Annotated in this window: 16 protein-coding genes and 1 riboswitch; all 16 genes read right to left on the bottom strand. The window is 41.0% G+C overall.

Annotated features, from left to right (window positions below; all coding sequences use genetic code 11):
- Nucleotides 1-24 precede the first annotated feature (24 nt).
- A complete protein-coding gene (gene scpB / locus GJS40_RS00980) occupies nt 25-636 on the bottom strand; it encodes an SMC-Scp complex subunit ScpB (RefSeq protein WP_270895431.1) in 612 nt (203 codons plus the stop codon).
- 4 nt (nt 637-640) lie between these two features.
- Nucleotides 641-1,369 carry a segregation/condensation protein A gene (locus GJS40_RS00975; protein ID WP_270895429.1) on the bottom strand — a complete coding sequence of 243 codons (729 nt, stop codon included), beginning with the start codon at nt 1,367-1,369 and terminating at the stop codon, nt 641-643.
- A gap of 87 nt (nt 1,370-1,456) precedes the next feature.
- Nucleotides 1,457-1,840: a GNAT family N-acetyltransferase gene (locus tag GJS40_RS00970; RefSeq protein WP_270895427.1), complete on the bottom strand. Its 384-nt coding sequence runs from the start codon at nt 1,838-1,840 to the stop codon at nt 1,457-1,459.
- 200 nt (nt 1,841-2,040) lie between these two features.
- Nucleotides 2,041-2,514 (bottom strand): 6,7-dimethyl-8-ribityllumazine synthase, encoded by a 474-nt coding sequence (gene ribH, locus GJS40_RS00965; RefSeq protein WP_270895426.1) that lies wholly within the window; start codon nt 2,512-2,514, stop codon nt 2,041-2,043.
- A 20-nt stretch (nt 2,515-2,534) separates the two neighbouring features.
- Nucleotides 2,535-3,743: a bifunctional 3,4-dihydroxy-2-butanone-4-phosphate synthase/GTP cyclohydrolase II gene (locus GJS40_RS00960; protein ID WP_270895424.1), complete on the bottom strand. Its 1,209-nt coding sequence runs from the start codon at nt 3,741-3,743 to the stop codon at nt 2,535-2,537.
- Between the two features lie 19 nt (nt 3,744-3,762).
- Nucleotides 3,763-4,386, bottom strand: a complete 624-nt coding sequence (locus GJS40_RS00955) for a riboflavin synthase (protein WP_270895422.1) — start codon at nt 4,384-4,386, stop codon at nt 3,763-3,765.
- A 1-nt stretch (nt 4,387) separates the two neighbouring features.
- Complete coding sequence (gene ribD / locus GJS40_RS00950) at nt 4,388-5,485, bottom strand: bifunctional diaminohydroxyphosphoribosylaminopyrimidine deaminase/5-amino-6-(5-phosphoribosylamino)uracil reductase RibD (RefSeq protein ID WP_270895420.1); 1,098 nt, start codon at nt 5,483-5,485, stop codon at nt 4,388-4,390.
- 147 nt (nt 5,486-5,632) lie between these two features.
- Nucleotides 5,633-5,775, bottom strand: a riboswitch (FMN riboswitch).
- Between the two features lie 81 nt (nt 5,776-5,856).
- Nucleotides 5,857-5,997 carry a hypothetical protein gene (locus tag GJS40_RS00945; protein ID WP_270895418.1) on the bottom strand — a complete coding sequence of 47 codons (141 nt, stop codon included), beginning with the start codon at nt 5,995-5,997 and terminating at the stop codon, nt 5,857-5,859.
- Between the two features lie 20 nt (nt 5,998-6,017).
- On the bottom strand, nt 6,018-6,455 hold the full coding sequence (locus tag GJS40_RS00940) for a peptidylprolyl isomerase (protein WP_270895416.1): 438 nt from the start codon (nt 6,453-6,455) through the stop codon (nt 6,018-6,020).
- A 34-nt stretch (nt 6,456-6,489) separates the two neighbouring features.
- A complete protein-coding gene (lysA, locus tag GJS40_RS00935) occupies nt 6,490-7,809 on the bottom strand; it encodes a diaminopimelate decarboxylase (protein WP_270895415.1) in 1,320 nt (439 codons plus the stop codon).
- 282 nt (nt 7,810-8,091) lie between these two features.
- On the bottom strand, nt 8,092-9,624 hold the full coding sequence (locus tag GJS40_RS00930; protein WP_377902092.1) for a spore germination protein: 1,533 nt from the start codon (nt 9,622-9,624) through the stop codon (nt 8,092-8,094).
- Nucleotides 9,625-9,642: 18 nt separating this feature from the next.
- On the bottom strand, nt 9,643-10,065 hold the full coding sequence (locus tag GJS40_RS00925; protein WP_270895413.1) for a stage V sporulation protein AB: 423 nt from the start codon (nt 10,063-10,065) through the stop codon (nt 9,643-9,645).
- Complete coding sequence (locus GJS40_RS00920; protein WP_270895411.1) at nt 10,038-10,670, bottom strand: stage V sporulation protein AA; 633 nt, start codon at nt 10,668-10,670, stop codon at nt 10,038-10,040. The genes GJS40_RS00925 and GJS40_RS00920 overlap by 28 nt, the downstream gene beginning before the upstream one ends.
- A 97-nt stretch (nt 10,671-10,767) precedes the next feature.
- The gene (gene sigF, locus GJS40_RS00915; RefSeq protein ID WP_270895409.1) at nt 10,768-11,517 is read right to left on the bottom strand and encodes an RNA polymerase sporulation sigma factor SigF; all 750 of its coding nucleotides are present in this window, start codon (nt 11,515-11,517) and stop codon (nt 10,768-10,770) included.
- Between the two features lie 11 nt (nt 11,518-11,528).
- On the bottom strand, nt 11,529-11,969 hold the full coding sequence (gene spoIIAB, locus GJS40_RS00910) for an anti-sigma F factor (RefSeq protein ID WP_270895407.1): 441 nt from the start codon (nt 11,967-11,969) through the stop codon (nt 11,529-11,531).
- A 1-nt stretch (nt 11,970) separates the two neighbouring features.
- Complete coding sequence (spoIIAA, locus tag GJS40_RS00905; RefSeq protein WP_270895405.1) at nt 11,971-12,318, bottom strand: anti-sigma F factor antagonist; 348 nt, start codon at nt 12,316-12,318, stop codon at nt 11,971-11,973.
- Nucleotides 12,319-12,404: the final 86 nt, after the last annotated feature.

The raw sequence follows: 12,404 nt of genomic DNA, 5'->3' as shown, positions 1-12,404 counted from the left end.
GAGGAAAAAATGTAAAGAAAACTGCTATTTTATTCTGTCACTTTCCTGCTCTTGATTCCCTTGGTCGGAAGGGAAGGTGTCAAAAAATAAGTCTATTTTCTCTTCTTCTATTTCTACTGTATCCAGTTCTTCTAATGATGGTAATTCTTCCAAACTGTTTAGTTGAAAGTATTCCAGAAAAAAGTCTGTCGTTTGATACAAAATCGGTCTTCCAATGGTCTCTTTTCTCCCTGCTTCTTCTATCAAATTTCTTTCTAACAACGTTTGCAACGCTCGTTCCGACTTGACGCCACGAATTCGCTCGATATCCACCCGACTGGTTGGCTGATTGTATGCAATCACCGCTAACGTTTCTAACGCTGCTTGTGACAATTTGCTCGGTGGCGTTTGTTCAGTAAGTGTTTCAATAAAAGGGGCAATTTTTTCTTCCGTCATGAACCGATATGTATCCTCCGTCACTTCCACTGTTAAACCAGGAATATGTTCATCGACAAATGATTTTACTTCTTCTAATTGCTCCCGACAAGCGGCTTTTGTCAAGTCCATGACCTCCGCTGCTTCTTGCACCGTAAGTCCTTCTTCTCCCCGTACAAATAATAACCCAATCATAGCAGCTTGTATCTCTTTTTCCTTCATCCGTCTATTCTTCCCTCGCTTCTACAATAATGTCAGCAAAATTATTCGATTGTACACATCTAATTTGCTGATTTTTCATTAATTCTAACACTGCCAGAAACGTGACAACAATATGAGATTTTTCCTGCACAGAAAAAAGTTCCTCAAAGCGAATTCGTTTTCTTTCTTTGATCGTTAATATTATCTCTGTCATTCGATTCGTCACGGTTGTCGTTTCTTTTTCCACCGTTGTCGTAACAGGGCGATTTTCTTTTACTTGCCGATCTTTCAAGCGCTGAATAGCATCTATTAAATCAAACAAACTTACTGTTCGTTTTTCTTTAGCAAATGGAAGAGGTCTGGCACTCGTATCAGCAGGTTTCGAGTAACGAAAACCCGATCTTTTTTCTTTTTTACGAAGGGATAAAGCTGCTTCTTTATATTTTTTATATTCGATCAGTTGCTCATATAACTTTTCTTCTGCGTCATATTCATCCTCTATGTCCGCACTCTCTTTTGACGATGGAGGAAGCAACATATTACTTTTTATTTGTAGCAACGTTGCAGCCATCACTAAATATTCACTGGCAATGTCAAGTTCTAATTCTTGCATCGTTTGAACGTACTGTAAATATTGTTCGATGATTGTTTTTAAGGAAATATGATAAATATCTACTTCCGCTTTTTGGATTAAATGAAGAAGCAAATCTAATGGACCTTCAAAGTTGTCAATTTTAACGTTGTAATGTTCCATGCTTCCACCTCGCGACCCGGCCTCTTATGTAAAAAACTGATTCGGTCCGTGGAAACCGAATCAGTTCCTTTTATCTGTTTTCATCTGCTAACCGCTCATTTTCCCAGCAGTACAATTGTTTTTTTTATCTTCCATACAGGTACCCAAAAAAGAAACGGTATCTTTACCACCAATTAATTCAACATCTAATCTTTCTTGAATGGTTTTGACCATCTTTTTCCCAATTCCTTCATCTCGGTACGAAGGATTGACACAGAGATGACGAAGTTCGGCTGGACCGTCATCATGGAAAAACAGACCGAGAACGCCAACAATGTCTTCTTTTTCCTTCCATAAGTAAAGTTGCCATTGATCGTCTTCTTCGTACAGCTCAATCGTATCTTGCAAATCTTGAATATCTTTTTTCTCCGGCATGTACGAGAGAAGCCCCATAGCAATCTTTTTGTAGGAAGGCTTATACTTCATAAACATATTCCATCATCCCTTATTTGAGAGTGTTACTCCTCTCATTTCATTATACCTATTACTGGAGATTTGAAAAGGTGTTATTTGATCGATAATTTCTCCCTTTTCAACGAATATCCTTCCCTTCTGTTTCGACACCATCGCCACCATAAAAAGAGAAAACATGACGGCTGTCCGTCATGCTATTCAGCAATCCATTCTTTAGTTTACTCTTTTTTAAAAGATTTATCAAGATTGGCCATTTCAATGGCGGATACTGCCGCTTCTGCTCCTTTATTTCCCGCCTTTGTTCCTGCTCGTTCAATCGCTTCTTCAATTGTATTCGTTGTAAGAACACCGAATATGACAGGAATATTTGTATCCAGCGCCACACGTCCAACCCCATTTGCAGCATGACTACAAACGTAATCAAAATGAGGTGTAGCTCCTTTAATGACTGCTCCAAGGGTAATAATTGCGTCATATTGATGCGTTTCCGCCATTAATTTTGCCGCGTATGGTATTTCAAATGCTCCCGGTACCCAAGTGAGAGCAATATCTTCTTCCTTGACACCATGTCTTTTTAACGTTTGTTGTGCCCCTTCAATCAAATTCGATGTAATGAATTCATTGAATCGTCCTGCTACAATTCCTATTTTCAAGCCATTTCCTACTACATTTCCTTCATATACTGCTGCCATGATTTTTTCCCCTTTCATCATCAAAAATGAAGCATATGACCTAGTTTTTCATATTTTGTTTTTAAATATTTTTCGTTATCTTTATTTACAGGTAATTGCAGCGGAATTCTTTCCACCACTTCTAAGCCGTACCCTTTAAGACCGGTAATTTTTCGAGGATTATTAGTTAACAGACGCATTTTTGTAATTCCTAAATCCCGTAAAATTTGAGCGCCAATACCATAATCCCGTAAATCCGGTTTAAATCCTAATTTTTCATTGGCTTCCACTGTATCATATCCTTCTTCCTGTAATCGGTACGCTTTCATTTTGTTTATTAGCCCAATTCCTCTGCCTTCTTGTCTCATATAAAGGAGCACGCCGCGACCTTCTTTTTCTATTTGACGCAAAGCTGCATGTAACTGTGGCCCACAGTCACAACGATGCGAACCGAACACGTCTCCTGTAAGACATTCAGAGTGTACGCGGACGAGGGTCGGCTCTCCCGGAATCAATTGTCCTTTGACAAGAGCGACACTTTCTTTCTCATCGACGATGGACGTATATCCATACGCTTTAAACTCACCGAATTCCGTCGGTAGTTTAATCTCTACTTCCCGTTTTACGAGCTTATCTTTTTTATGGCGATATTCAATTAAATCTTTAATCGTAATCATTTTCAGTCCAAATTCATCGGCGATTTTTCGTAAATCCGGAACTCTTGCCATCTCACCATTATCTTTAATAATTTCACAAATGACCCCGGCAGGCTTCGCTCCTGACAAACGCGCTAAATCAATCGCTGCTTCCGTATGTCCTGCTCGACGAAGGACGCCCCCATTTTTAGCAACTAAAGGAAAAATATGACCTGGTCTTTTGAAATCGCTGGGCTTACTGTTTGGATCTAACAGCGCTTGAATGGTCGTCGCCCTTTCGCTGGCAGAAATCCCGGTAGTCGTGGAATGATGATCAATGCTCACCGTAAAGGCCGTTCCATGTGGATCCGTATTTTGGTCCACCATGGGAACGAGATCTAATTGCTGGGCTCGTTCTTCCGAAATAGGTGCACATACGAGACCACGGCCGTGCGTAATCATAAAGTTAATCGTCTCTGGGGTCACTTTTTCCGCCAATGCGACAAAATCGCCTTCGTTTTCTCTATCTTCATCATCACATACGATGACCATTTTCCCTTGCATTAAGTCATAAATTGCTTCTTCAATCGTATCAAATACTTTCTCTTCCGGCATCATAGCCCCACCTTTCCCGTTATTCACCGCTGTTAACACTCGTTTTCTTTTCAAATTGCAGCAATCGTTCTGTATATTTTGCCAACATATCCGCTTCGATATTAACCGGATCGCCTACTTTTTTCTCACTTAACACCGTCTCTTGCCACGTGTGCGGAATGATGGAAAGAGTAATTTCATTTTTCGTATCATCTACTCCAAAGATCGTTAAGCTAATTCCATCCACCGTGACCGATCCTTTTAAAATCATATAACGCATGCACGAAGGTGGTAATTGAATCACGACGTAATGCGCATTTTCATAAGGACGAATCGATTGAATCGTCCCTACACCATCCACATGACCAGAAACGATGTGACCACCAAATCTGTCATTAACGGACATGGCCCGTTCCACGTTCACGAAAGAACCTTCTTCAATCATTCGTAAGCTTGTCTCCTTCAAGGTTTCCGGCATGACATCTACCGTGAAAGAATTTTCAGTAAAAGATGTCACAGTTAAACAGACACCATTGACAGCGATACTATCCCCTAAATGAATATCTTCCATCAAACGACTCGCCGTAATGGTGAGTACCATCGATTCTTTCGTGGATTCTATCTTTTGAATGACTGCTTTTTCTTCAATGATTCCTGTAAACAAATCACGTTCTTCCTTTCTTTTTCGGTATGGCTACAATTTGAATATCCTCTCCTACCCGGTCTAACGAGACAATGTCAAGAGAGGTGATTTCCTCCATTGAAGCAATACCTTCTCCTCCAATGACGCTCGGAGCGTCTCTGCCTCCAATAATCTTCGGAGCAATGAAACAAACGATTTCTTGAAATAAGTGATTTTCGACAAAACTGGCATGAACGGTTGCCCCGCCTTCGACATATAACGAAGTAATCTCTTTTTTTCCCAAAAATGTTAAAACATCTCGTACATCAATGTTTATTGATGGAAACGAAAACACTTGTACGCCTCGATTTTCTAGCTGTCGTTTTTTTTCTTCATCTGCTTCTTTCGTACAAAGAATCCATACCGGCGCTTCTTTGTCTTGTATCATCTTCGACGATAGCGGAGTACGTAAATGGCGATCTACAATCACTCTGATTGGGTGAATCCCACCATTCGGTCTTCGTACCGTAAGAGATGGATCATCCGCCATGACTGTGTCCACTCCGACGAGAATAGCGTCGTGGGTGTGGCGGAGGTCGTGTCCGGCTAAACGAGCAGCTTCCCCTGTGATCCACTTACTTTCTCCTGTTCGCGTAGCTGTTTTACCATCTAACGAAGCCGCTGTTTTTAAAGTAACATAAGGCTGTCCCGTTCGAATATAATGAAAAAAATGACGATTCAACCATTCCGCTTTTTCTTGTAAAATACCTGTTTCGACTTGAATTCCTGCTTGTTTTAACTTCTCGATTCCTTGACCACTCACTTGTTCATTTGGGTCTTCGGTTGCAATGACAACACGTTTTACTCTTTTCTCAATCAGAAGTTCGGCACAAGGTGGCGTTTTGCCATAATGGCTACACGGCTCCAACGTTACATATACATCGGCATTTTCTGCTTCATTTCCAGCCATCTGAAGAGCAATCACTTCCGCATGCGCCTCTCCTCTTTTCAAATGAGCACCCATGCCGATTACCTTTCCGTTTTTCACAACGATAGCACCGACAACTGGGTTCGGTGATGTTTGTCCTTTCGTAGCTGAGGCAAGATTTAAGGCAAGTTGCATATATTCTTCATCGGTCATGTCCATTTCCTCGCTTTTCAATCGTGAATAAAAAAATCCCCAAAAAAGCCTTACAGCTTCGGGGATAGACATTCTTATACTGTATGGTTTGGTAGGTGTTTCTAATAGATAGGAAACGCTTTCGCCAAAAATGATGCACGGATTTTAGCTGTACTTCTCCCATCCAGACTGTTACTGTCGGTTTCGGAGTTGCACCGAATCCACCGTAACTTGTTACGGGTCACGGACTAAGAAATGGCAATCATTTCATCACCGCCGGTTAGGAATTCCACCCGACCCCGAAGCAGCCATCATCTTTCTTTATAAACCATCTTGAAGATTTTACTTGTTATTCAAATCATATAGTGAAACGCCGTTCTCGTCAACAAATGTTACTTATCCGTATAACGATCTTGTTCTGCACAGGAGTTACAATAAAGGGTTTGTTCGTCTGTGACGACCCCGTCTAAAAAACCATCCATGCAATAGATAGGACGATGACATTGTTCACATGTTCCAACGTACTCCTGCATGTAAGTCCCCCTTTTTCGTTTTATTCTTCGTCCCACACTCGCACCTTTTGCATGACATCTCCCATTTGGATGCGATCGACCACATCCATCCCTTCTGTCACACGCCCAAACACGGTGTGAACACCATCTAGATGTGGCTGTGGTTCAAATAAAATGAAAAATTGACTTCCTCCTGTATCTTTTCCAGCATGAGCCATGGACAAATACCCTCGTTCATGGCGATGCGGATTGTTTTCTGTTTCGCATTTAATCGTGTAGCCCGGTCCGCCCGTTCCATCACCATTCGGGCATCCCCCTTGCGCAACGAAACCAGGAATGACCCGGTGAAACGTTAAACCATCATAAAAGCCTTTATTTGCGAGAGATTCAAAGTTTTCTACCGTTCCTGGTGCGTCTTCCGGGAAAAATTCTAGTTGAATTTCTTCTCCGTTTTCAAATGTAATGGATCCTTTTTTCATTGGCTATTCTCTCCTTTATTTTATCTTATTTTTATTATACACGTTCAGGTGAGTAAAGTGGTAGGTCATTCTTTAACAAATCTTCAATCGTCTCTCGTTTCACGACTAAATGACATTGTCCGTTTTCAACGAATACGACCGGTGGCTTCGTGAAACGATTGTAGTTATTCGCCATCGAATACCCATAAGCACCGGTGGCAAAAACCGCTAAAATATCTTCATCTTCCGGTTCTGGTAAAGAAATGTCCCAGATGAGCATGTCGCCGCTTTCACAACATTTTCCAGCAATGGAGAACGTATTTTCCACTGGATCTTTGGCGCGATTGGCAAGAAGGGCTTCGTACTTTGCCTCATACAAGGCGGGACGGATATTGTCTGTCATTCCTCCGTCTACGGAAACGTAGCGACGGACATTCGGCACTTCTTTTTGGGCACCAACAGTATACAAAGTCGTTCCCGCTTCTCCTACAATAGAACGACCTGGTTCGATCCAAATTTCAGGAATGTCCATTTCCGCTTTTATTGCTTCTTTCTTGATCGCTCTAATGATCGGTGTCACATATTCTTCTGGACGGAGCGGTTCGTCTTCTTTTGTATAGCGAATGCCAAACCCACCGCCAACATTCAAAACAGCAGGTACAAATTGAAACTTCTCTTTCCATTGAGGAAGCTCTTGAAAAATCTTTTCAATTACGAGGACAAAACCGTCCGTTTCAAAAATTTGAGAACCGATATGACTATGAATGCCGAGAATATTGACATAGGAATCATGCTGTAATTGTCGAATCGCTTCCTCCACTTGACCGCTCGTTAAATCAAAACCGAACTTTGAATCTTCTTGTCCAGTGGCGATATATTCATGAGTGTGAGCTTCAATTCCCGGAGTGATGCGAAGAAGCACGTCCATTTTTTGTTCACGTTTTGCCGCTTCTTTAGAGACGAGAGCGATATCGTGAAAATTATCCAATACGATACAGCCGATGTTTAAATCAAAGGCGAGACGAATTTCTTCTTTACTTTTATTGTTCCCGTGAAAATGAACTTTTTCCATTGGAAAATCTGCTTTTTTTGCTGTCATCATTTCCCCGCTTGAAACGACATCTAAACTTAATCCTAATTCATCGGCTAATTGCACCATTGCTATCGTACTAAATGCTTTGCTAGCATAAGCTACTTGATAAGGTATGTCAGCAGATTCAAATGCCCGTTTGAATCCCGCTGCTTGCTCACGAATGAGTGCAACGTCATAGACATAAACCGGGGTACCAAATTCTCGAACAATTTCCGTTGTATCAACTCCACCGATCTCGAGGTGGTTGCGCTCGTTGATAGTCATCGTACCATATAAATGCATCTATCTTTCTCCCCTTGTCGAACGAAATGAATGTATTTATTTTAGCATGCTTTTTTGTCGATAAAAAGTGAAATCCCTTTTTCCAAATCGGAAAAATTTGATCATGAAGCGATTCATGAAATCATCGTTCTTTTTCCTGATGCCAGAATAAGGAGCCTTTATTTCATGAAAGATCATTTCAAGGTTCTTCATCTCCACTTTGAAGGACAATAAGCATGACAGCAACATGAAAGAAAATCTGCAACAATAGGAGACCCATTGTTGCAGATGGATTTCGGACATTCAGTCAGAAGTTTGACGAATTGGATCTTTCGGGTGAACAATGCGAGGACGATATCGGAGGCTCGGTACGGTGGTTCGCACCATAATTTGCCATAAAGATTGTGCATCAAAAGGTAAAAATGGCCATAAATATGGTTTGTTAAAGACACGGAGACGAACAAGCAGTAAAAACATGATAAGAGTTGCAATGACAAAACCAGCACTGCCAAAAGAAACGACAGCAATCAATAAAGCAAGTCTCATTACTTTAATGGCAATTCCTAATTCATAACTAGGGGTGGCAAACACTCCAATTGCACCTAGCGCCACGTACAAAATGACTTCTGATGTAAATAACCCCACTTCTACTGCAATTTCACCGATCAGTAAAGCAGCCACTAATCCAAGGGCGGTCGCCAGCGGGGTTGGCGTATGAATCGCAGCAAGACGAAGCAGTTCAATCCCGATTTCTGCAAGAAAAATTTGCATAAATTCAGAGACGTTAGAGTCTTCACTTGGACCAATATATTGAAACGGATCCGGGAGAAATTGTGGTTCTAATACAACGAGCAACCATAACGGCAAAATAAAAATAGATGCAAATATCCCGAAAAAACGAATCCAACGAATAAACGTTCCAATAAATGGTGCTTGACGATATTCTTCTGCATGTTGCACGTGATGAAAAAGAGTCGTCGGTGTAATGATTACACTTGGTGACGCATCGACGATAATGAGAATGTGCCCTTCTAATAAGTGAGCTGCGGCAACGTCAGGTCTTTCTGTATACCGCACAAGCGGAAAAGGAGTGTAACCTTGATCGACAATGTATTCTTCTACTACTTTTTCTGCCATTGGCAATCCGTCAATACGAATGGATTCCAATTCTTTCCGAACGATGTCGACCATTTCCGGGTCTACGATTCCGTCAATGTATGACAAACATACATCCGTTTGGGAACGATCCCCAATGCGCATAATTTCCGTTCGCAGTCGTTCATCTCTAATTCTTCGTCTCGTAAGGGCAGTACTTTCAATAATATTTTCCGTATACCCGTCTCTAGCTCCTCGAATGACTTTTTCATTATCTGGTTCTTCGGGTCCTCGTCCCGGATAATTGCGTACGTCAATGACGATTCCCCGGGATTCACCATCCACGAGGATAAAGACTAACCCGGATAACACTTCGACGATACAATCATCGAGGGTATCTTTATACTCCACTTGAACGTGGGTTAAATGGTTTTCAATGGTCTCCATCACATCATCGGGTCTGTCTTCACGATTGTTCGATTCAAGACGCATTAACTCTTTTAACAATTCGATCACGTACTCCATATCACATAACCCGGTGACAAAGTACAAGTGGAGATCGCGATCGAGTAAACGAAGGGTTCGTACTCCAACATCAAAATTAATTCCGATGCCAAGTCGTTCCTTTAAAATTGCTTCATTTTCTTTTAAATCGGTGGAAATTGGCATTTTTTCTTTTTCTTGTTTCGTTTCTCGGGGGGGCTTTGTCTTTTTCCATCGCCACTTTCTTTCTTTTCCCATGTTCTCATCCCTTTACTGTTAGTATTTGACGAAAAATAACCATTGAAACAAAGACCCTGTTATTTTCCCAAGTACAATTGCCATCATGAGAAAGATAAGATATTTTTCTAACTTCAATCTTCTTGTAAAGATCGGAAACACATTTAACACTTCAGCAAGGGCGGCTGCTAACATCCCAATGAACATGCCGGCAAGAAGTCCAACAGGAAGAGTAAAAAAAGGTGAAACTTTTAATGTAATACCATGTAATGTGGCGACCGAGCCGGTTAAGGCACCTAAAATAATCGCCCATTCGAATGATCGTAATGCCGTTGTTCTCTTTGACAGTTGGATTAGTCTTGGGATGATTCCGAGTACCGCAATGAAGGCAACAAATCCTCCGCCGACCGCAAGCCCCCCACTTAACCCGACAATTACTGCGGCGAATGCTTCGAAGGCCACGGTTTCGAACTCCTATCAGTTTCGGTAGCGGAAAGATAGTCTTCAATTCCTTTTTTATATTGAAATATTTCGATATCGAGAGGACTCGGTTCTTCGTTAATGCGTTTTTTAAATATGTGATTAAAAAAAATAATCATCCCTAAACCTAATCCGATGGAGTATGGAATTTGTAAAAGGAGCGGTTGTGCCAATTCTTTCCCGGTAATGAATAAGTATAGTTTTTGATGGACAAGTAGCATGCTGACATCTTCATGAAAATTCATAATGGCAAGTGCTGAACCAATATAAAGTAAGAGCCAGAAAAACAATACGAATAGTGGACTTAATGGCTGTTTTTCACGAGCAATTTCAATGACCGTTTGTTTCGGTCCGATGGGAATGACATGGATATCCGGAAGCGCGGAATGGATGTGCTGTAAGATGGTTAACACGTCGATAACCACGTAGTTTTCATCTTTTTTTGTCGGCGTATACACCGGAAGTTGTTCTATTTGGGAGACGATCTCTCTTTTTCCTTCCAACCTTGCCACATCTTTTACAAATAATGTTTCTTTGTCCATTGCTTTTTTATCGTTGAACAACTCCAAATATACCCGTCTTTCCATAGCCATCCCTCCTACGTGGTAGTATGAGCGAGATGAAAGGAAACATACATGGGAAGGAAAAATGAACGACCACACTAAAAAATAAGTCAGCTGTCGTTTAATCGGACAGCTGACTTTTCAGTTTATGAAGAATTTTCTTTTCTAATCTCGACACTTGTACTTGGGAAATATCTAATCGTTTTGCCACTTCCGACTGTGTCTGGTCTTTATAATATCGCAAATAGACGATCAATTTCTCTCGTTCTTCCAATTGATTAATGATTTCTTTCATTGCAATGCCTTCAAACCATTCCGATTCGTTTTTATCGGCAATTTGGTCCATTAAAGTAATCGGATCCCCATCATTTTCATAGACAGTTTCATGAAGGGAGGAAAGACTTTTAGCCGCTTCTTCCGCGAAAACAATTTCTTCTACCGGAAGCCCCATATCCTTTGCGATTTCTTCAATCGTCGGTGATCGTCCCAATTCTTTCATTTTTTCTTCTTTCCGTTTACGAATTTTGTTATTTAATTCTTTGAGGGAACGACTCACTTTTACCGTGCCATCATCTCGAATAAACCGCTGGATCTCTCCGATAATCATTGGAACTGCGTAAGTAGAAAACTTCACATCATAAGAGAGGTCAAATTTATCAATCGATTTGATTAACCCAATGACCCCAATTTGAAAGAGATCATCCGCTTCATAACCGCGATTCATAAACCGTTGCACGACAGACCAGACAAGACGTGTATTTCGCTTTACAATTTCATCCCGGGCTTCTCGATTTCCTTTGTGACTTTGCAAAATTAAATCTCTCACCCGAGCATCTTGAAGAGGTGGTTGTTTTTTTAGTGGAACATCCATTTGGATTCTCCTTAATAACAAATTGACTTCTTCGTCGCAAGCCGTTTTTTCAAGTAAACGGTCGTGCCAGCCCCTACTTTGGAAGTTATTTCCACTTCATCCATAAAGTTTTCCATAATCGTAAATCCCATCCCGGATCGCTCTAATTCAGGTTTTGTTGTAAATAACGGTTCTTTTGCCTGTTCAATATCTTCAATGCCTCGTCCGGTATCAACGATCGTCAATTCAATCGATTCCTCTTCCAATTTTGCCAAAATGGTAATTTTGCCGTTCGGGTTCTCTTCATATCCATGGATAATCGCATTCGTCACCGCTTCTGACACAACCGTTTTAATTTCCGTTAATTCATCCATCGTTGGGTCCATTTGCGCGACAAAAGCACCAACACTTACTCGTGCAAAGGCTTCATTTTCACTCACCGCGGAAAATTCCAATTTCATTTCGTTTGTCATTTTACGCCACCCCTAACTGTCGTAGTGCATCGCTTTCACGATGCTCTAAACGTAAAATTTTAAACAAACCGGACATTTCAAATAAGCGCTTAATCGGTGTTGAAATAGAACATACGACCATTTCTCCGCCCGCACGTTGCACTTCTTTATATCTTCCGAGAATAACTCCGATTCCCGAACTGTCCATGAAAGTAAGCTCTTCTAAGTTAAGGACGATATGCTTGACATCTTTCTCCTGTAAATAATGGTCTGTTTTTTCCCGCAATTGTTTGGCCGAATGGTGATCAAGTTCTCCTTTTAATCGAATTAACAAGACATCTTGCTTTTGGGCAAAGTTTACGGTAAGCATTTTTCTTCTCCCCCTGTGATTTTCTTTTACAAAAGCAGTGATGCTCTTCTTCTTTTTGTTATAAAGAAACTCCTTTCCAAACGACA

Origin of the sequence: Aliibacillus thermotolerans, from assembly GCF_027853235.1 — a bacterium.
Lineage (GTDB): Bacteria > Bacillota > Bacilli > Bacillales > Marinococcaceae > Aliibacillus > Aliibacillus thermotolerans.
This window is presented reverse-complemented; position numbering and strand designations above follow the sequence as displayed.